Source organism: Nocardia neocaledoniensis (genome assembly GCF_029868625.1).
Lineage (GTDB): Bacteria > Actinomycetota > Actinomycetes > Mycobacteriales > Mycobacteriaceae > Nocardia > Nocardia neocaledoniensis_A.
Window position 1 is genome coordinate 38995 of record NZ_JARWOJ010000432.1, and the last position, 18272, is coordinate 57266.

The 18272-nt window shown below is 70.1% G+C and carries 18 protein-coding genes and 1 pseudogene; 6 read left to right on the forward strand and 13 right to left on the reverse strand.

Translation table 11 applies throughout. The features are described 5' to 3' along the window. Positions 1-51 precede the first annotated feature (51 nt). Together QH270_RS34090 and QH270_RS34095 are read right to left on the reverse strand one after the other, a co-directional pair. A complete protein-coding gene (locus QH270_RS34090) occupies positions 52-1572 on the reverse strand; it encodes an MFS transporter (protein WP_280348914.1) in 1521 nt (506 codons plus the stop codon). A gap of 113 nt (positions 1573-1685) precedes the next feature. Beyond that, entirely contained in the window at positions 1686-2249 is a 564-nt protein-coding gene (locus tag QH270_RS34095) for a TetR/AcrR family transcriptional regulator (protein WP_280348916.1), read from the reverse strand. Between the two features lie 39 nt (positions 2250-2288). Here QH270_RS34095 and QH270_RS34100 point away from each other — a divergent pair, with 39 nt between their 5' ends. Then, positions 2289-3509: a KasA/KasB family beta-ketoacyl-ACP synthase gene (locus tag QH270_RS34100; RefSeq protein WP_280348919.1), complete on the forward strand. Its 1221-nt coding sequence runs from the start codon at positions 2289-2291 to the stop codon at positions 3507-3509. Between the two features lies 1 nt (position 3510). Here the strand turns inward: QH270_RS34100 and QH270_RS34105 are convergent, their stop codons facing one another. From QH270_RS34105 to QH270_RS34125, 5 genes are all read right to left on the reverse strand, one after another. Continuing rightward, complete coding sequence (locus tag QH270_RS34105; protein ID WP_280348921.1) at positions 3511-4506, reverse strand: ABC transporter substrate-binding protein; 996 nt, start codon at positions 4504-4506, stop codon at positions 3511-3513. 37 nt (positions 4507-4543) lie between these two features. Further along, complete coding sequence (locus QH270_RS34110; protein WP_280348923.1) at positions 4544-5284, reverse strand: ABC transporter ATP-binding protein; 741 nt, start codon at positions 5282-5284, stop codon at positions 4544-4546. Positions 5285-5375: 91 nt separating this feature from the next. Next, a complete protein-coding gene (locus QH270_RS34115; protein ID WP_280348925.1) occupies positions 5376-6182 on the reverse strand; it encodes an ABC transporter permease in 807 nt (268 codons plus the stop codon). A 57-nt stretch (positions 6183-6239) separates the two neighbouring features. Continuing rightward, positions 6240-6650 (reverse strand): VOC family protein, encoded by a 411-nt coding sequence (locus tag QH270_RS34120; RefSeq protein ID WP_280348927.1) that lies wholly within the window; start codon positions 6648-6650, stop codon positions 6240-6242. Positions 6651-6700: 50 nt separating this feature from the next. Continuing rightward, entirely contained in the window at positions 6701-7348 is a 648-nt protein-coding gene (locus QH270_RS34125) for a TetR/AcrR family transcriptional regulator (RefSeq protein WP_280348929.1), read from the reverse strand. 90 nt (positions 7349-7438) lie between these two features. Here QH270_RS34125 and QH270_RS34130 point away from each other — a divergent pair, with 90 nt between their 5' ends. Further along, on the forward strand, positions 7439-8584 hold the full coding sequence (locus QH270_RS34130; protein WP_280348931.1) for an epoxide hydrolase family protein: 1146 nt from the start codon (positions 7439-7441) through the stop codon (positions 8582-8584). A 104-nt stretch (positions 8585-8688) separates the two neighbouring features. Here QH270_RS34130 and QH270_RS34135 read toward each other — a convergent pair whose 3' ends face one another. Continuing rightward, entirely contained in the window at positions 8689-9837 is a 1149-nt protein-coding gene (locus QH270_RS34135) for a GTP-binding protein (protein WP_280348933.1), read from the reverse strand. 77 nt (positions 9838-9914) lie between these two features. Here QH270_RS34135 and thiD point away from each other — a divergent pair, with 77 nt between their 5' ends. Next, on the forward strand, positions 9915-10763 hold the full coding sequence (gene thiD / locus QH270_RS34140) for a bifunctional hydroxymethylpyrimidine kinase/phosphomethylpyrimidine kinase (RefSeq protein ID WP_280348935.1): 849 nt from the start codon (positions 9915-9917) through the stop codon (positions 10761-10763). 112 nt (positions 10764-10875) lie between these two features. On the opposite strand, the gene QH270_RS34145 is transcribed toward thiD, so the two are convergent. Then, positions 10876-11595: a TetR/AcrR family transcriptional regulator gene (locus tag QH270_RS34145; protein ID WP_110039033.1), complete on the reverse strand. Its 720-nt coding sequence runs from the start codon at positions 11593-11595 to the stop codon at positions 10876-10878. A 131-nt stretch (positions 11596-11726) separates the two neighbouring features. Between QH270_RS34145 and QH270_RS34150 the strand changes: the two genes are divergently transcribed. The 3 genes and pseudogenes from QH270_RS34150 (at position 11727) to QH270_RS34160 (ending at position 15915) form a co-directional block, all read left to right on the forward strand. After that, positions 11727-12353: a class I SAM-dependent methyltransferase gene (locus QH270_RS34150; protein WP_280348937.1), complete on the forward strand. Its 627-nt coding sequence runs from the start codon at positions 11727-11729 to the stop codon at positions 12351-12353. 65 nt (positions 12354-12418) lie between these two features. Continuing rightward, positions 12419-13615 (forward strand): annotated as a pseudogene (locus QH270_RS34155) (glycosyltransferase); the annotation flags it as partial. Between the two features lie 239 nt (positions 13616-13854). Beyond that, positions 13855-15915 (forward strand): glycosyltransferase family 39 protein, encoded by a 2061-nt coding sequence (locus tag QH270_RS34160; protein ID WP_280348938.1) that lies wholly within the window; start codon positions 13855-13857, stop codon positions 15913-15915. 74 nt (positions 15916-15989) lie between these two features. Here the strand turns inward: QH270_RS34160 and QH270_RS34165 are convergent, their stop codons facing one another. The 4 genes from QH270_RS34165 to QH270_RS34180 are packed head-to-tail and all read right to left on the reverse strand — an operon-like array spanning position 15990 to position 18099. Further along, positions 15990-16421 carry a PIN domain-containing protein gene (locus QH270_RS34165; RefSeq protein ID WP_280348940.1) on the reverse strand — a complete coding sequence of 144 codons (432 nt, stop codon included), beginning with the start codon at positions 16419-16421 and terminating at the stop codon, positions 15990-15992. After that, complete coding sequence (locus QH270_RS34170) at positions 16412-16633, reverse strand: DUF2191 domain-containing protein (protein WP_348537703.1); 222 nt, start codon at positions 16631-16633, stop codon at positions 16412-16414. Before QH270_RS34170 ends, QH270_RS34165 begins: the two co-directional genes overlap by 10 nt. A 55-nt stretch (positions 16634-16688) precedes the next feature. Next, positions 16689-17312 carry a TetR/AcrR family transcriptional regulator gene (locus QH270_RS34175; protein ID WP_280348942.1) on the reverse strand — a complete coding sequence of 208 codons (624 nt, stop codon included), beginning with the start codon at positions 17310-17312 and terminating at the stop codon, positions 16689-16691. Positions 17313-17316: 4 nt separating this feature from the next. Further along, the gene (locus QH270_RS34180) at positions 17317-18099 is read right to left on the reverse strand and encodes an enoyl-CoA hydratase family protein (RefSeq protein WP_280348944.1); all 783 of its coding nucleotides are present in this window, start codon (positions 18097-18099) and stop codon (positions 17317-17319) included. Positions 18100-18272 lie beyond the last annotated feature (173 nt).

Here is an 18272-nt window from a genome sequence, read left to right on the forward strand (position 1 = left end):
AACCAGTTGGTTGCAACTCAGAGTATGGCAACCGTTCGGTTGCGTCAAGGGTCAGTGTCCGCCGGTCACCCGGAAACCGCGCGGGACCAGCCACACCGCGCCGACGGCGACGACCGCCACGGCGGCGGCCGAGAGATAGGACGTCGCGGTGAGGGCGGTGTCGAAGGCGTGGCCGGACGCTTCGAGAAGCTGGGTGCGCGCCGGTTCGGGCAGCTCGGTGGCCACCTCCGCCGCGCCGCCGACCGAGCCGGCGGCCTGCTCCAGCCTGTCGGCGGGTACCGGTAGATCCGTCATGTGCTGACTGAAGATCCGGGCGTGCAGACTGCCGAGCAGCGCGACTCCGAAACCGACCCCGACCTCGTAATTGGTCTCCTCCACCGCGCCGGCCTGACCGGCCCGGTCGGCGGGCACGGCGCCGACGAGGACGGCGGCCGCGGCCGTCACCGCCATGCCGTCGCCGATCCCGAACGACACCAGCACCAGCGCGACCACCGGATAGGTCGTCGGCTCCGGACTCACCGCCAGCAGCAGGAAGCCCAGCGCCACCGCACCGAGGCCAACGCCGAGCACCGTGCGCACGCCGAGCCTGTGCATCAGCATGGGGGTGAGCAGTGAGGCGGTGAGCAGGGTGAGCGCGGCGGGGAGCATCCGGACACCGGCCTGCGACGGGCTGTACCCGTGGACGTACTGCAGCCACAGCGAGATCAGGAACATCGCCGCGCCGATGGCCATCATGGCCAGCAGCGTCGCGACGGCGGCGGCGGTGAACGCGCCGTTGCGGAACAGCCGCACGTCGAGCAGCGGGTCGGCCGCGGTGAGCTGACGGCGGGTGAACCAGGCCAGCGCGCCGACGCCGACCACCAGGATCACCCAGTCGACAACGCTCGCCTCCCCTTTCGCGAGATGCTTGATGCCCCAGGCCAGGCAGACGATCCCCGCCACCGAGAGCACCGCCGCGAACCAGTCGAGACCGCCCGCCTGCGGCGCTCGATATTCCGGCAACACCCACAGCCCGACGACCACTGTCACGACCACCACCGGCACGTTGAGCCAGAACGCCGAAGCCCACCCGAAGTGCTCGACCAGGAACCCGCCGATGATCGGCCCCACCGTCGCGCCGACGCCGGCCACCGCCGCCCAGATCCCGATGGCCGTGGTGCGCTCACGCGCGTCGGTGAAGATGTTGCGGATCAGCGAGAGCGTGGAGGGCATCACCATCGCGCCACCGATACCGAGCAGGACCCGTCCGCCGATCAGCTGGGCCGCGCTGCCCGCGGTCGCCGCGATCACCGAGGCGACGCCGAACAGCACGAAACCGGTGAGGAACAGCAGCTTTCGGCCGACCCGGTCGCCGAGCGCGCCCGTGGTGATGAGCAGACCGCCGAGCACCAGGCCGTAGATGTCGATGATCCACAGCTGCTCGAGCGGGCCGACCTGGAGGTCATCGATCAACGAGGGCAGCGCGACATTCAGGATCGTCGCGTCCATGGCCACCAGCAACAGGCTGGCACACAGCACACCGAGCATCACCCAGCGGATCGCACCGTAGGTCTCCGTCGTCTCGCTCACCATGTCGCCTCACCGCCGATTCCTGGTCATGGCCGGTCTCCGGATCCGTGGCGCTCGATCCGTCGCTCAACCTACCCAGTTCCGAGCGGTTCGGACGGCAACGTCGCGGTGAGCTGTCAGCGTCCGGGCAGCACCGCGTCGATGAGCGTGCGCGCGGCCCGCCCCGTGCGCTCGCGGTCCCCGGTGATCACCCGGTCCTGCAGGATCCCGCGCAGCCCGGAGACGAGCAGGGTGGCCACCACCTCGGGGTCATCGGCCAGGCCGGTGCGGCGCAGCGCCGCGGCGAGCTCGGCGACGAAGGTGGCGATCGCCGCGTGCGCGTAGTCCTGATACGGCGAATCGGGGGCGCACGCGGCGCCGATCACCTGCAACAGCACCCGCGAGCTGTCGGCCTCCACGCCCACCGAGTTCAGGTCGAAGAAACCGATCAGCCGTTCGCGCAGCTGTCCGGCCTCGGTCACGTCGGCGAAGACCGCGGCGAGGTCGGGTCGCTGCGTCGCCAGGGCCTGGACCAGCAGTTCCTCCTTGGTGCCGAAGTAGTAGATGAGCATGCGCGAGCTGGTGCCGAGGGCGGCCGCGAGCGGGCGCAACGACAGCTCGGCCAGGCCGTGCGCGGCGATGTACGCCACGACGCCTGCCAGCAGTTCGGCGCGTTTGCGGTGGTCGAGGGGGCGGGCCATGGGTTGACTGTACCGATCGCTACAGGTATTCATGACGGCATGACTGTACCGATCGCTTCAGAAACTCCAGCGCGCATCGGCCAGGTGCCTGAGGCCGTCGTCGTGACGGGCTACGCGGCGACCACCGCCCTGGCCGACACCATGGACGACACCTGGACGCGACTGCTCCGCGGCGAGAGCGGAATCCGTTCACTCGCACCGGAATTCCTCGCCGACCACGACCTTCCGGTCCGGATCGGCGGCCCGCTGGTCACCTCGCCGGACGCCGAACTGACCCGAATCGAACAGCGCAGGCATTCCTACGTAGAACGCATGGCCCTCGTGCTCGGCCGCCACGTCTGGCGGGCCGCGGGGACACCCGATGTCGACCCGGAGCGGCTGGCCGTCGCCATCGGGACCGGCCTCGGCGGCGGTGACGCGCTGATCGACGCGGTCGACGCGATGCGCGCGGGTGGCTACCGCAAGGTGTCCCCGCTGGCCGTGCCGATGGTGATGCCGAACGGCCCCGCCGCCACGGTCGGGCTCGAACTCGGCGCGCAGGCAGGCGTTTTCGCGCCGGTCTCCGCCTGTTCCTCGGGGTCGGAGGCGATCGCGCAGGCCTGGCGGCTGATCGCCACCGGCGAGGCCGACGTGGTGGTGACCGGCGGCGTGGAGGGCCATATCCACGCCGTCCCGATCGCGGGCTTCGCCATGATGCGGGCGATGAGCACCCGCAACGACGAACCCGACCGCGAGGCCGGTGCGCTGCTCGTGCTCGAATCCGAGCGGCACGCCAGGGCGCGCGGCGCGCGGGTCCATGCCAGGGTGCTCGGCGCCGGCATCACCTCCGACGCCTTCCACATCGTCGCCTCCGATCCGGCCGGCATCGGCGCGGCCCGGGCGATGCGCAAAGCTGTTCGGACAGCGGGTCTTCGGGAATCCGACATCGATCACGTGAACGCCCACGCCACCTCCACCCCGATCGGCGACGCCTCCGAGGCCGCGGCCATCACCGCGGTCGCCCCCGGAGCCTCGGTCTACGCGCCCAAGTCGGCGCTCGGCCATTCCATCGGTGCCGTCGGCGCGCTCGAATCCGTCCTCACCGTGCTGAGCCTGCGCGAGCAGATCGTGCCGCCCACCCTGAACCACGACAACGCCGATCCGGCGATCGACCTGGATGTCGTCGCCGGATCGGCGCGGACGCAGCGCATCGACTACGCGCTCAACAACTCCTTCGGCTTCGGCGGCCACAATGTGGCGCTCGCGTTCGGCCGAGCGTGACTCAGGACTTGTCGAAGCGGGTGTCGACGAAGGACTCGAAATCGACCTTGCCCGGAATGGCCTTGGCTTCGGTGAACGCGTCGGCGATCTGCTGCTCGGAGGCGATCACCTTGTCGTCCAACCTGATCGGCTCCTTGATGGACCGGGTCCAGGTGGTGCGGGAGGCGTCGACGCTGATCTGGGTGAGCTCGGCGTACTTGGTCGACCACACGTCGAGATTCTCCGACGACCACCGGGTGGCGGCGGCATAGCGCTGGAAGAAGTCGGCGATGGCGGCGGACTTGCTCGCGTCGCGGAGTGCCTTGTTGCCGGCGGCCCAGAAGTTGTAGCCGTTGGCGGCCTGGTCGGCGGTGGCGATCGATGTGGCGCCGATCTCCTTCTCCGCGATGGCCGTGTAGGGATCCCAGGTGGCCCAGGCGTCCACGTCACCGCGGGTCAATGCCGCGTATCCGTCGGCGGGAGCGAGGTAGACCGGCTCGACGTCGCGCAGGGACAGACCAGCCTTCTGCAACTGCAGCAGCAGGTTCGCGTTGGCGGAGCTGCCCTTGTAGACGGCGACCTTCTTGCCCTTCAACGCCGCGACCGAACCGATCGCCGAGTCCTTGCCGACCAGGATCGCGTCGCCCTTGCCGGTGGCCGCCAACGCTCCGACCACCTTCACGTCGGCGTCGGCCGCCGCCCCGAAGATCACCGGTGTATTGCCGGTCTGGGCGATATCGATACCGCCCGCGCTGGCCGCCTCCACCAGCGGCAGACCTGCGGTGAAGGTGGAGAACTCGATCTTGTACGGCAGGTTCTCCAGCTGGCCGGACGCCTTCATCAGCACCTCGATCGAGATCGCCTTCTGGTCACCGACTTTCAGCGTCACGGTGCTCAGGTCGACCGGTCCCGATGGCGCGGCCTCGGTGGCCGCGTCGTCACCGCAGGCGCTCAGCGACAGCGTGGCGACGACGGCGAGGGCGAGCCCGGCCAGGCGGGACTTCGGAGTGCGTTTCACAACAACAACTTTCGTGCGATGGAGCGGAGGTTCCAGCTCAGTGCGTGACACCGAGCAGTGCGAGCAGGCGGGTCGCGTACCCGGCGACCTCGCCCGAGGCGGCGGTGCGCGGACGCGGCAGCTCGATCGGGACATCGGCGGCGATGCGGCCGTCGTCGAGTACGAGCACGCGGTCGGCCAGGGTGATCGCCTCGAGCACGTCGTGGGTCACCAGCAGCACGCCGAAGGCGCGCTGGGCGTGCAGCCCGAGCAGCAGCTCGTGCATGCCCAGGCGGGTCAGCGCGTCGAGCGCGCCGAATGGCTCGTCGAGCAGCAGCAGTGTCGGCTCGGCCACCAGCGCGCGGGCCAGCGCCGCACGCTGGGCCTCGCCGCCGGACAGGGTGAGCGGCCACGCGTCGGCGCGTTCCCCGAGGCCGACCTCGGCGAGCAGGTCGCGCGCGGCCTGCTCGTCGGCGCGCCGGTTCCGCGGCCTCGGTCTGCCGAGGGCGACGTTGCGCACCACCGGTTGCCAGGGAATGAGGCGCGGTTCCTGGAAGACGATCGTCGGTGTTCCCGCGACGGAAACCTCACCGCGCGTCGCCGTGTCGAGGCCGCCGAGGATGCGCAGCAGGGTGGACTTGCCCGATCCGCTGCGCCCGACCAGGGCGACGATCTCGCCCGCGCCGATCTCGAGCTCGATCCCGTCGAGCACGGTGCGATCGCCGAAACTCTTGCGCAGACCGGTGACCCGGGCAGCGGCCACGCGCTCGGGCTGGGTGGTGACAGTGGCAGCGGTCATGGTGTGGACCTCACGATCGGGCGGCGGATGGCTGTCGGTCGAGCACGGGACGGGGTGTGTCCCGGGTCGACGGGGTCGGTACGGGTGGGTATCAGCGCGACATGGCGGGACGCCACCGCAGCGCGCGGCGTTCGAGCACGCGCACGATCGAGTCGGTGAGCAGGCCGAGCAGGCTGTAGATCACCAGGCCGAACACCACGATGTCGGTGCGCAGGAACTCGCGCGCGTTGTTGACCACGAAGCCCAATCCCGCACTGGCGTTGATCTGTTCGGCCACGATCAGCGAGAGCCACGCGATGCCGAGACTCTGCCGCGCGCCGACCAGGATCTGCGGCAGCGCGCCGGGCAGGATCAGCAGCCGCAGCCGCTCGGCCAGGCCGAGGTGCAGTGCGTCGCTGAGCTCGAGCAGTTTGGGGTCGAGCTGGCGGATGCCGGAATAGGTGTTGAGGTACAGCGGGAAGAACACGCCGAGCGCGACGAGGTAGATCTTGGGTTCCTCGCCGATCCCGAACCAGATGATGAACAGCGGGATCAGCCCGAACAGCGGAATCGTGCGGATCATCTGCAACGGCGGGTCGACGGCGTATTCACCGATCCGGCTCAGCCCGGCGAGTACACCGAGCGCGAGCGCCAGCACCGCGCCGAGCACGAAGCCGTACAGCGCGCGCTGGCCGGAGATCAGCAGGGCCTCTCCGAGCTGCCCGGACCGGTAGGTCTCGAGGCCCGCGTCGAGCACGGCGGACGGGGCGGGCAGCTTCTTGGCCGGTATCCAGCCGCTGGTGCTGCCGACCTGCCAGACGATCAGCAGCAGGATCGGCGAGATCGCCCGGAGGAACCCCGTGCGACGGTACAGCGGGGTCCGTCGCGCGCCGGTTTCGGTGGGTTTCGCCAACAGCATGCGTGCATGGTGCCCGCCCGGCCGCGCCCGCCGACAGGGTTCGAATCAGCTCGAGGCTTACTCCGCCCGGCTCGAGATCTGCTGCACTCCCCACTCGTTGCCGTCGGGATCACTGAAGAACACGAAGCCGACATTGTCGAGCGGATGCGGGGTGGGCCGCGGATTCTTACCGATCTCGCGCACCTCGGTGACCTCGACACCGCGCGCCACCAGTTCCGCGTGCGCCTGTTCGATATCCGGGACGACGAGCTGGAGTCCCTTCAGCGAACCGGGCGGCATCTCGGGCACCGCGCCCTTGCCGATGACGATCGAACAGCCCGACCCAGGCGGGGTGAGCTGCACGATGCGGACGTCGTCGGAGATCACGGTGTCGTGGTCGACGGCGAAGCCGAGCTTGTCGGCGTAGAACGCTTTGGCCCGGTCGATGTCGGAGACCGGGACGATCACCACTTCCAAGGTCCAGTTCACGCGTTCGAGTCTGCCACCGGTGGGGCCGTGGCGTCGCCCGAACGGCCAGCTCAGCCCCGGTATTCCCACCGCCACGCGTATTCGCCGTCGGCGGGCGGTGGGCCGGGTAACTCGCCCTCGGCGGTCATCCCGTCGAGCAGCAGGGCCAGCACCCGCTGACGCAGCTGCGCCGTGCGCGCCGGATCGGGCATGGTGACGGCGGCGCAGGCCTCCAGCAGCAGGCCGAGGTCCTGCGCGCCGACATCGGATCGCAGCCGGCCGCTCGCGTGGGCCCGGCGCACCAGCTCCGCGGTGACTTCGCCGGAGTGCGTGACGTCGGGCAGCATCGATTCGTCGGGCGGGAAGGTGCCCGCGAGCTTCACCGTCAGCGAGTGCACGTCGGCCTCGACGACCCGCCGCAGGAAGCCGACGAAGCCGCGCCAGCCGTCCGGATCCGCCAGCGCCGCATCGGCTTCGGCGTTGTAGCGGCGCAGGCCCTCGTGGCACAGCGTGCGCAGCAGCACCTCCTTGCTCGGATAGCGGCGATAGAGGGCGCTGATCCCGACACCCGCCCTGGTCGCGACGGCCGCGATCGGCGCGCTCGGATCGTCGAGGAAGACCGCGCGAGCGGCCTCCAGGATGAGGCCGTCGTTGCGCGCGGCCTGCGCCTTGCGGCCGGGTAGCCGGGGCTGAGCTGGGGTTTCGGTCTTGTTCGGCATGAATATCAGCCTACCACTTGAAACGGAATAATCCGTTCTGATACGTTTGAAACAGAACGAAGCATTCCGCTCCAACGAAGAGGATTCGACATGACCGCCACGGCCACCATCACCCCCTTCCGCATCGACGTCCCGCAGGCCCAGCTCGACGATCTCGCCGCCCGGCTGCGCGGCGCGCTCTACCCCGACGAGCTGCCGGGCGTCGGCGACGCCTACGGCGTCCCGGCGGGCCGGGTGCGGACGCTGGCGCAGTACTGGCTCGAGGAGTTCGACTGGCGCGCACTGGAATCCGAGCTCAATGCCTACCCGCAGTTCACCACCGAGATCGAGGGCGAGGACATCCACTTCCTGCACATCCGGTCCTCGCGCCCCGACGCGACGCCGGTGATCCTCACCCACGGCTGGCCCGGCTCGATCCTGGAATACCTCGACGTGATCGCCCCGCTGACCGAGCCGGAATCGGCCGAGGACCCGGCCTTCCACCTGGTCATTCCCTCGCTGCCCGGTTTCGGGTTCTCCGGCCCGACCCGCAGCACCGGCTGGAACCGCTACCGCACCGCCCGCGCCTGGGCCGAGCTGATGGCGCGCCTCGGCTACGAGCGCTACGGCGCCATCGGCAACGACGGCGGCTCGATGGTCTCGCCGGAGATCGGACGGATCGCGCCGGAGCATGTGATCGGCGTGCACGTCACCCAGCTGTTCTCGTTCCCGTCCGGCGACCCGGCCGAATTCGAGAACCTGTCGGAGGCCGACATGGCCGCGCTGGGGCACCTGCAGTGGTTCCACGAGAACAAGATGTCGTTCAACACCCTGCACAGCCAGCAGCCGCAGACACTGGCCTACGCCCTCGCCGATTCGCCGCTCGGCCTGCTCGGCTGGAATTCCCAGCTGTTCGGCGAATCGCTCGACGCCCAGTTCGTCGTCGCCAACGTGGCGCTGTACTGGCTCACCCGGACCGCGGGCTCCTCGCTGCGCTTCTACTACGAGGACGCGCACGCCACCGAGCACCCGACCGAGCCGACCGTGGTGCCGACCGGATTGGCGATGTTCGCCGGCGACTTCCAGTCGATCCGCCGCTTCGCCGAGCGCGACCACGGCAATATCGTCAGCTGGAATTCCTACGACACCGCCGCGGCCTCCGGCGGCGCGAACGACGCGGCCGGACACTACGCCGCGCACGAGGCGCCCGAGGTCCTCGTCGGCGACATCCGCCGATTCTTCGCCGCTCTGCGCTGACCGCGCCTCGGTGCCGCGGCCCACGCTCCCCTCATCGGTGCGTGGGTCGCGGCCCTTTCGAATCATGCACCAGCGCAGGGTGATACGCGCACCAAAGGGGGCAATCAGTGGTGTTCGTGCAGGTCACCCCAGGCGGGGAACGGATCGGCGTAGGCCGCCCAGCCCGCCGGACCCGCGGCGAACTCGGCATCGGTGAGCAGCGCGGCGTCGAGTTCGCGGCGCACCGCGGCCGCGTCGAGGCGCACGCCGATGAAGACGATCTCCTGCCCGGCGGGCACGTCGAGGGAGGACCACCACGCACCCGGCTCGAAGGTCAGATTCGGCCCCGCCTGCGACCAGATCGCGGCCAGTTCGGGGCGACTGGCGATCCAGCAGAAGCCCTTGCTGCGCAACATTCCCCGCAGCGTGGACAGCGCGTCGCCGAGGCGCTCCGGATGGAACGGCCGGTCGGCGGTGTAGGTGAGGCTGCTGATCCCGTACTCCTCGGTCTCGGGCGTGTGCCCGCCGGCCAGCTCCTCGGCCCAGCCCTCCGCCTCGGCGGCGACCACCGGGTTGTAACGGCCGGTGCCGAGCACCTCGCCCAGGTCGACGACGCCGCGTTCGGTGCGCAGGATGTGGGCGCGGGGGTTGAGCCTGCGGATCGTCGCCTCGACGGTGGCCGCGGCGTTCGCGCTCACCAGGTCGGTCTTGTTGATCAGCAGCACGTCGGCGAACTCCACCTGGTCGACCAGCAGGTCGGCGATGGTGCGCGAATCCCCCTCGCCCGCTTCGAGTTCCCGTTCGGCCAGGGCCTGGCCCTTGACCAGCTCGGCCAGGAAGGTCGAGGCGTCGACGACGGTCACCATGGTGTCGAGACGGGCGATGTCGCCGAGGCGGAAGCCGTCCTCGAACTCCCAGTCGAAGGTGGCGGCCACCGGCATCGGCTCGGAGATTCCGGTCGACTCGATCACCAGCTGGTCGAACCGGCCGTCGCGGGCCAGCCGCGCGACCGCCTCGATCAGGTCCTCGCGCAGGGTGCAGCAGATGCAACCGTTGGTGAGCTCGACGAGCTTCTCCTCGGTGCGGTCCAGGTGGCCCTGCCCCGCGACCAGCGCCGCGTCGATGTTCACCTCGCTCATGTCGTTGACGATCACCGCGACGCGGCGGCCGTCCCGGTTGGCGAGGATGTGGTTGAGCAGCGTGGTCTTGCCCGCGCCGAGGAAGCCGGACAGCACGGTGACGGGCAGGTTCGCGAGGGAGTCGGAGTTGGTCACGGGTTAATGATAATGGTTTTCATTTGCTAATGGCGGGTGGGGTCTCGAAATCGGACACGCGGTCGTAGGGTTGGAGCGTGAAGATGCTGCCGCTGACCCCCGATGGCCAGACCCCCGTTCGCGCGCTCACCATCGCGGGCACCGACTCCGGTGGCGGCGCCGGTATCCAGGCCGACTCGCGCACGATGGCACTGTGCGGCGTGCACGCGTGCGTGGCGGTGGCCGCGGTGACGGTGCAGAACACGGTGGGCGTCAGCGGTTTTCACGAGATCCCGCCGCACATCGTGGCCGATCAGGTGCGGGTGGTGGTGCGCGATATCGGGATCGGGGCGGCCAAGACCGGCATGCTCGCCTCCACCGCGATCATCGAGGCCGTGGCCGGGGTGTGCCGCGAGGTCGGGATCGGGCGCGACGCGGCGGTACCGCTCGTCGTCGATCCGGTCGCCGCCTCCATGCACGGCGACCCACTGCTGCACGCCGAAGCGCTCGACGCGGTGCGCAATACGCTCATCCCGCTGGCGACGGTGGTGACCCCGAATCTCGACGAGGTCCGGCTGATCACCGGCATCGAGGTCGTCGACGACCCCACCGCGCGCAAAGCCGCCGAGGCGCTGCACGCGCTCGGCGCCCAGTGGGCGATCGTCAAGGGCGGACACCTGCGGTCCTCGGAGGTGAGCACCGACCTGCTCTACGACGGCGACACCTTCCGCGAGTTCACCGCGCCGCGCATCGCCACCGGCAACGATCACGGCGGCGGTGACACCCTGGCCGCGGCCATCGCCAGCGCGCTGGCCAACGGCTACTCCGTGCCCGACGCCGTCGCCTTCGCCAAGGAGTGGACCTATCGCTGCCTGGCCGCCTCCTACGATCTCGGCGCGGGCCACGGCCCCGTTTCACCGCTGTGGCGGTTGCGCGCCGACGCCTAGCGTGGCGTCGCGAACTTGTCGGTGGGCGGGTTCATACTGAACTCATCGCACCCCACCGGTTCCAACGACGTAGCCGGGAGAACAACGGAGTTCGCGCAGGGCGCGAGGTTTTTCAGCCGACAACGAAGGCGTCGCGCAGCGGCCGCGACGGGTCGATCGCGACCCCGTTGAACCGCGCGTGCGCCCGCGCCAGCGCCGAGATGCTCTCGGCGAGATAGTCGATGAACCGCTCCACCGGCATCGCCGAGACCTCGCGCTGATTGGCGCCGAGCCACCAGTCCGTGGCCGAGGCCACCGCGCCGAAAATCGAATAGTTCACCAGCTCGATCCCGGCCACGTCGATCGACTCGGTCGGCAGCAGCCCGGCGAAGAATTCGGCGGCGCGCCGCGCGGACTGCCTGGCGGCGACCAGCGCGCGCTCGGTCTCCTTGGCCTGCTGGCTGAAGTGGCTGTGCAGCATGAAGCGGAAGACGTTCGGATGTTCCGACACCACCGCCACATACTCGGCGGCGGCCCGGTGCACGAGGTCGGCGACGGAATCGTCGGTGAGGTTCACGCCGGTGAGAATGCGCTCCCACAGCATGTCGCGCACGCGGTCGACGATCGCGTTGTAGAGGTCGGTCTTGTCCTCGAAGTGCCGGTAGAGCTTCGGCTTGGCGGCGCCCGCCTCCTTGGCGATGTCGCCCATGCTCACCTCGGGTCCGACCCGGTCGAGCGCGCGGAACGCGGCGTCGACGAATTCGGTCCGAACCCGCACCCGGTGTTCGCGCCACCGTTCGGTCCGCGCGTCGACCCGGCGGCCCTCGTCTGCCTTCCGGTAACCGCGCGTCACGGCCAGAAGCTTATTGGCGTGGTCGACCTGGGGTGTTGCCGGGTCAGACTTTGCCGGAACGGCAATTTTTCTTGCGTGTTTTCGCGCGGGTGACGGACCATCGAATCGTCCCCGATCGACAAGGAGCACCGATGACCGAGACCGCACCGACCGCCGAGCAGTTCTGGGAAGACTTCTACCGCGAACGCGACCAGGTCTGGACCGGCAACCCCAACCGGACGCTGGTCCGCGAGGTCAGCGAGCTCACCCCCGGCACCGCGCTCGACCTGGGCTGCGGCGAGGGCGGGGACGCGATCTGGCTGGCCGCTCGTGGTTGGCAGGTCACCGCCGTCGACATCTCCACGACCGCCATGGAACGCGGCGCCGAGCACGCGGCCGCCGCCGGCGTGCAGATCACCTGGCAGCGTCACGACCTGCACGCGGACTTCCCCGAGGGCACCTTCGACCTGGTCTCCGCGCAGTTCCTGCACTCACCGGTCGAGCAACCCGACGAGCGCGCGACCATCCTGCGCAAGGCCGCGGCCGCCGTCGCGCCGGGTGGCGTGCTGGTCGTCGGCGGTCACCACGGCTGGCCCACCTGGGTGACGACCCCGCCGCAGCACGTCGACTTCCCCACCATCGAGCAGGTGCTCGAACAGCTCGCGCTCGGGCCCGAGTGGCAGGTGGAGACCGCCGAACTCGTGCACAGCCCCTCGACGAGTCCCGAGGGCGTCGAGGGCGAGCGCGCCGACAGCGTGCTGCGCGTGCGCCGCGGCTAGCGATCCCCAGCAACCTCCCAGCTCGGTCCCAGCCCGGTGGCAGCGCCGCCGTCGAGGGTGGGCCCATGACCCAGACCGAGCCTCAGACCACGTCGAGCACCCGCGCGCCGGTGCTCGACCTGGTGATCCCCGTCTACAACGAAGAAGTCGACCTAGGACTGTGCGTGCGGCGTCTGCACGCCCACCTGCGCGCCGGGTTCCCCTTCAGCACCCGGATCACGATCGCCGACAACGCGAGCACCGACGCCACCTTCGCCGTGGCGCAGCTGCTCGCCGCCGAACTCGACGGCGTCCGGGCGCTGCACCTGGACGCCAAGGGGCGCGGCCGGGCCCTGCGGACCGCGTGGACCGAGTCGGACGCGGCGGTGGTCGCCTACATGGACGTCGACCTCTCGACCGATCTGAACGCCCTGCTGCCGCTGGTCGCGCCGCTGGTGTCCGGGCACTCCGATCTCGCGATCGGCACCCGGCTCGACGCCGCGGCGAGGGTGGTGCGCGGGCCCAAACGCGAGATCATCTCCCGCTGCTACAACCTGCTGCTGAAAACCACCTTGCGCGCGCACTTCTCGGACGCACAGTGCGGATTCAAAGCCATCCGCGCCGACGTCGCGCGCGAGCTGCTGCCGCTGGTCCGCGACGGCGAGTGGTTCTTCGACACCGAGCTGCTCGTGCTGGCCGAGCGGGCCGGGCTGCGGATCCACGAGGTACCGGTCGACTGGATCGACGATCCGGACAGCCGCGTCGACATCGTCGACACCGCGCGCAAGGACCTGCGCGGAATCTGGCGGCTGACCAGGGCATTGGCCACCGGCGCGCTGCCGCTGCCGGAATTGCGCGCCGCCGTCGGCCGGGAGCCGCTCGTCGCCGGGGTGCCGCTGGGGATGGTGGGCCAGCTGGTGCGGTTCGCGATCGTCGGCGTGCTGTCGACGCTGGCGTATGTCGTGCTGTATCTGCTGCTGCAACCGCTGTTCGGCGGGCAGGGCGCCAATCTGGTGGCGCTGCTGGTGACCGCGGTGGCCAATACGGCGGCCAATCGCGCGTTCACCTTCGGCGTGCGCGGCCGCGATGATGTTGTCGCGCACCAGTTCCAGGGCCTGGCCATCTTCGCCTTCGGACTCGCGGTGACGAGCGGGTCGCTGTTCGCCCTGCACCGCTGGGCGCCCGACGCGCCCGTCGCGGTGGAGCTGACCGTGCTGATCACCGCGAATCTCGTCGCGACACTGGCGCGGTTCGTCGGGCTACGGTGGGTGTTCCGGAATGCCGGCGCACGACACGCGCCCGACGGTGACCTCCCCGTAGACGGCAGTCGCCCGCGGTCGCGGCAACTGTCGGACCACCGCGCCGCAGGTGCGCTGATGACCGCCGGGCCATCGGCACCGGCCCGCACGGTACTGGAGAACGCGACCCAGCGTCTCCACGCCGCACAGAAGCCCGCGGGCTCCCCGGATCGCTCGACCCACACCACCGGCCCCGCTCGCTCGACGTCGCCGGAGGTCTCCCGATGACCACGACGATCTCACCCCCGGTTCCCCTCGCTCCCGCTGCGGCGGAGCGCCGAAAGCGCTGGGAGATTCCAGCTTTGGCGGCGCTGCTGGTCGGGACTCTCGTCTCCTACCTGATCAATCTCAGCGCCAACGGGTGGGCCAACGATTTCTATGCCGCCGCGGTGCAGGCGGGGTCGCGGTCGTGGACGGCGTTCTTCTTCGGCTCCTCCGACGCCGCCAATTCGATCACCGTGGACAAGCCGCCCGCCTCGCTGTGGGTGATGGAGCTGTCGGTGCGGCTGTTCGGGCTCAACAGCTGGAGCATGCTGGTGCCGCAGGTCCTGCTCGGCGTCGCGAGTGTGGCCGCGCTGTGGGCGGCGGTACGGCGCTCGTTCGGGCCGGTGACGGGATTGCTCGCGGGCGCGGTGCTCGCGGTGACGCCCGTCGCGGTGCTGATGTTCCGGTTCAACAACCCCGACGCGCTGCTGGTGCTGCTGATGACGGCGGCCGCCTGGGCGATGACCCGTGCCGTCGCGGACGGCAGGTGGCGGTGGCTGCTGCTCACCGGCGGGCTCATCGGCTTCGGGTTCCTCGCCAAGCAGTTGCAGGTGTTGCTCGTCGTGCCGGCGCTGGCGCTGACCTATCTGGTGGCCGGGCCGCCGAAGCTCGGGAAGCGGATCGCCCAGTTGTTCGCCGCCGGTGCGGCGATGGTCGTAGCGGCGGGCTGGTGGCTGTTGGCCGTCGAGCTGTGGCCCGCCGACAAGCGGCCGTGGATCGGTGGGTCGCAGAACAATTCGATCATCGAGCTGACCCTCGGCTACAACGGGCTCGGCCGGTTGAACGGCAACGAGACCGGCAGTGTGGGGCCGGGCGGCGAACTACCCGCCGGCGGCAACGGTATGTGGGGCAGCACCGGCATCACCCGGCTGTTCGAGCCGGCGCAGGGTGGTCAGATCGCCTGGCTGCTGCCCGCCGCGCTGGTGGCACTGATGACCGGGCTGGTGCTGCGCGGACGCGCACCGCGCACCGACAAGCGCCGCGCCGCGCTGATCCTCTGGGGCGGTTGGCTTCTCGTCACCGCGTTGGTCTTCAGCTACATGGCCGGGATCTTCCACCAGTACTACACCGTGGCTCTCGCCCCTGCCGTCGCCGCGCTCGTCGGGATCGGCGCTGTCCAGCTGTGGGGTGCGCGCGACCACCTGTGGGTGCGGCTGACCTGCGCCCTGGCCATCGGGCTCACGACCGCGACGGCATGGGTTCTGTTGTCGCGCAGCGCGTCCTTCCAGCCGTGGTTGCGCTGGACGATCCTGCTCGTCGGCGTGCTCACGACGGTGGCGCTCGCCTTCCCCCTGGCACGCAAGCAATCCCTGGTCGCCGCACTGGCCGCCGCCTTCGTCGGCCTGGCCGGACCGGTCGCGTATTCCGTCGACACCCTCGCCTCGGCCCACTCCGGCGCCATTCCCTCCGCCGGACCGAACGTCGGCGGCATGGGCCCTCGGGGCGGACCGGGGATGCGACCCGACGGACAGATGGGTGCGCTCCCGGACGGCGCCGCTGTTCCGCCGGGCACCGGTGGTGCTCCCATGGATGGCAGTACGTCAACGGACGGCGACTCGGGGAGCGCGCCGGGCGACGGTTCCGCGAACGGGACCGCGACCGGGGGCCGCCCGCAAGCCGAAGGTGACGGAGGCGCTCCGATGGGTGGGCCGGGTGGCCTGCTGGGCGGGTCGCGGCCCAGCGAGCAGATTGTCGGCCTGCTCGAACAGAACGGCACCTCCTACACCTGGGTCGCCGCCACCGTCGGCTCCAACAGCGCCGCCGGATACCAACTGGCCACCGAACTACCGGTGATGCCGATCGGCGGCTTCAACGGCAGCGACCCGTCCCCCACCCTCGAACAGTTCCAGCGCTACGTCGCCGAGGGCGAGATCCATTACTTCGTGGCGGGCGGCCGTGGCGGCCCCGGCGGGGGTAGCGAGTCGGTCGCGTCGGCCATCACCGCCTGGGTCGCGAAGAACTACACAGCGACCACGGTCGACGGCGTCACCCTCTACGACCTCACCCAACCGAAGACCTAGTCGCTCACTGGGTTCCGGTGGAACTGGCCCACTGGCGATCGGCAGCGCTGAATCCCCTTGGCGCAGCCGCGAGATCAGGAGGTGCCGAGGGTGCCGCGCGGCGCGATCCACCGGTGGTTGAGGTCGACGATCGAGGCGACGGCTTCGAAGTCGGCGTCGTAGTGGTAGAGGACGAGACGGTGTTCGATGGCCAGGACGGAAGCGAGCAGATCGTGGATACCGACCGCCCGATGGCGACCGGATCGGGCCAGCTCACGCTGGATGGCGAACGCGCTCTGCCAGTGTTCGTCATCGGTCGGCAGATACTCGAACAGCTCGCGGCGGTCCGCCCTTACCTGTTCGTACTCGGCCGGATTGCGAGCGCTGTAGAGCACTTCGGCGTCGATCGCGGCGCAGGTCGCGACATAGCCCGCATCGATCAGTGGGATGAGCGCCCCGGCGACTTCCGTATGGCGCATCCGCGCGAGCGCGCTGGTATCGACGAGGTACCGCGCGGTTATCGCCATACGCCGTCGCGCCGTTCCTTGTCGGCCATCTCCGCCAGGCCGCCGTTGACCAGCCACTCGACGTGACGCGCCCGAGCGGCCGCGACCGTCGCCGAGCGCAATGCCGCGCGCACCGTATCGGAGACACCCGAGGTGCCCAGCGCCTCGCGCGCGGACTCGAGTAGTTCGTCTTCGATCTCGATCAGTCGCTTGGTCATCTCGAAGTCCCTCATAGAGCCCCCTTCGATATACTCCCCGCGCAGAGAATATATACCCGGAACGTGCTGGTCACAAGGGTCGATCGCTCGCGTGCAGCGCCTTGTGCAAGGTGGCGGCCCACTGGTCGACGATCTGTTTGCGGCGGGCCGAGTCGTCGGTCAGGACGTCGGCGAGACCGAGCCCGCGGGCCAGGTCGAGAGTCGCCTGGACGAGATGATGGGCGACCGGATCGGAATCGTCGACGCCGAGCGCCTGCACCGCGCGCCGGTGGGCGATCCGGCCGAAGCGGGCCTCCAGCGGGACGATGCGTTCGCGCAGCGCCGGATCGGCGGCGGCGTGCGTCCAGACCTGCAGCGCCGCCTTGAACAGCGGCGAGGTGTAGGACTCCACGAGCGCGGATACCACCGCGCGTGTCCGCCCCTCGCCCTGCGCGACCTCGTTCACCAGCTCGTCCTCGACGGTCGACTGGTCCATCCGCACGTCGAACATGTACTCGAGCGCGGCGGTGATCAGATCCTCGCGGGTGGGGAAATGGTGCTGGGCGGCACCGCGCGACACCCCGGCCCGTTCGGCGACCACCGACACGGTGGCGGCGGCCCAGCCGGTCTCGGCCAGGCAGTCGATGGTCGCCTCGAGCAGCCGCAGCCGGGTGGCCCGGCTGCGGTCCTGCTTGGGTTCGTGGGGTGTCGCCATCGGACTATTGTGCCCAGCTCGGTGGACGCTTCTGGAAGAAGGCGGTCATGCCCTCGATCACCTCGGGGGTGCCGAAGAACCCGGCCGAGCGCCGCGCCAGCTCCTCGGCCTCGGCGTCGAAGCGGGCGAGCAGGGTGGCGTTGACCAGCCGCTTGGACTCGGCCAGACCCTGCGGCGAACCCTTGCGCAGCTCGCCACACAGGCGTTTCACCTCCGCGGCGACGTCGGCGGCGGCGACGGTGATCAGGCCGATCTCCTGCGCCGTCACCGCGTTGAACTTCTCGCCGGTGAGGAAGTAGCGGCTCGCCGAGCGCTGGTCCATCCGGGGCACCAGGGTGAGCGAGATCATGAACGGCGCCATCCCGATCCGTACCTCGGTGAGCGCGAAACTGCTCGCCGGCCCGGCGACCACGACATCGCACGCGCCGATGATGCCCATCCCGCCCGCGCGGACATTGCCGTCGATCCGCGCGACGACCGGCTTGGGCGAGGCGAGGATGCCGCGCAGCACGTCGATCATCACGCGGGTGCGCTGATCGGCCGCGGTCGCGGGATCGGCGGTACTCGCCTCCTTCAGGTCGGCGCCCGCGCAGAAGGTGTCACCGGTGTGGGTGAGCACGATCCCGCGCACGGCGGGATCGGTGTTCGCGGCGGCCAATCCGTCGAGCAGTTCGCGAACGAGCTTGGACGACAACGCGTTGCGATTGTGCGGCGAATCGAAGGTCAGCGTCGCGAACCCGTCGACCACCTCGTAGCGGACATAGGGCGCATCTTCAGGACCACTCATCGGACCACCTCGAACCTTTCACTGGAATCTCCACCTGACCACACAACTCAGCCCCCCACCCGCGACCTCGAGGAGCGGCGGCCACGCAGTGGCCGGTTAGCGGCCCGGGGGGCCGCGGGGGGCGCGCGGCCGGCCGCGGGCGCGGCGCGCCCCCCCGCGCCCGCGGCGCCCCC

Excerpts from the sequence above, each read along its gene's own strand:
- QH270_RS34130 (WP_280348931.1), top strand. The coding sequence starts at position 7,439 with ATGACCGCCACGGCCACCATCACCCCCTTCCGCATCGACGTCCCGCAG.
- QH270_RS34150 (WP_280348937.1), top strand. The coding sequence starts at position 11,727 with ATGACCGAGACCGCACCGACCGCCGAGCAGTTCTGGGAAGACTTCTAC.
- QH270_RS34180 (WP_280348944.1), bottom strand. The coding sequence starts at position 18,099 with ATGAGTGGTCCTGAAGATGCGCCCTATGTCCGCTACGAGGTGGTCGAC.
- QH270_RS34095 (WP_280348916.1), bottom strand. The coding sequence starts at position 2,249 with ATGGCCCGCCCCCTCGACCACCGCAAACGCGCCGAACTGCTGGCAGGC.
- QH270_RS34170 (WP_348537703.1), bottom strand. The coding sequence starts at position 16,633 with ATGAGGGACTTCGAGATGACCAAGCGACTGATCGAGATCGAAGACGAA.
- QH270_RS34110 (WP_280348923.1), bottom strand. The coding sequence starts at position 5,284 with ATGACCGCTGCCACTGTCACCACCCAGCCCGAGCGCGTGGCCGCTGCC.
- QH270_RS34115 (WP_280348925.1), bottom strand. The coding sequence starts at position 6,182 with ATGCTGTTGGCGAAACCCACCGAAACCGGCGCGCGACGGACCCCGCTG.
- QH270_RS34160 (WP_280348938.1), top strand. The coding sequence starts at position 13,855 with ATGACCACGACGATCTCACCCCCGGTTCCCCTCGCTCCCGCTGCGGCG.
- QH270_RS34125 (WP_280348929.1), bottom strand. The coding sequence starts at position 7,348 with ATGCCGAACAAGACCGAAACCCCAGCTCAGCCCCGGCTACCCGGCCGC.
- QH270_RS34165 (WP_280348940.1), bottom strand. The coding sequence starts at position 16,421 with ATGGCGATAACCGCGCGGTACCTCGTCGATACCAGCGCGCTCGCGCGG.
- QH270_RS34100 (WP_280348919.1), top strand. The coding sequence starts at position 2,289 with ATGACTGTACCGATCGCTTCAGAAACTCCAGCGCGCATCGGCCAGGTG.
- QH270_RS34090 (WP_280348914.1), bottom strand. The coding sequence starts at position 1,572 with ATGGTGAGCGAGACGACGGAGACCTACGGTGCGATCCGCTGGGTGATG.
- QH270_RS34175 (WP_280348942.1), bottom strand. The coding sequence starts at position 17,312 with ATGGCGACACCCCACGAACCCAAGCAGGACCGCAGCCGGGCCACCCGG.